Consider the following 359-nt stretch of genomic DNA (forward strand, 5'->3'; position numbering starts at 1 on the left):
ATGGTGCCCTCCAATAGTCGTGTCCGAGTGATCATGATGCGTCGGATCCGCGGCGAGCGCAGGGCCGTTGACAGGTCCGTCCTCGACCGGGATGATCCCCGCCGGGGGCGACTCCTGCGCGTTACTCGATCTGCCCGATGGGTTCGCGCTTCTCGGCCTGGAACTGATCTTCCGCACGGCCGCGGGCCCAGTACGCCGAGATCGAGAGGCGGTCTCGCGGCACCTCGTGCTGCTTCAGCAGCGCCCGCACCGACTTGATCGTGCCCCGCTCGCCGTGCGCGAAGACTCCGGGCACGCCGTCCGCCCACGGCAGGTCGGAGAGCGCGGCGAGCAGTTCGTCGTCGGTCTGCGTCCACCGC

Annotated in this window: 1 protein-coding gene; it reads right to left on the reverse strand. The window is 69.4% G+C overall.

The window, feature by feature from the left end; all coding sequences use genetic code 11:
* Nucleotides 1-121: 121 nt before the first annotated feature.
* Nucleotides 122-359 (reverse strand): SIP domain-containing protein (locus J7E68_RS19455; protein WP_251048475.1); only part of this gene is annotated, 238 nt, incomplete at its 5' end.

The organism is Microbacterium sp. ISL-103, from assembly GCF_018613995.1.
GTDB lineage: Bacteria > Actinomycetota > Actinomycetes > Actinomycetales > Microbacteriaceae > Microbacterium.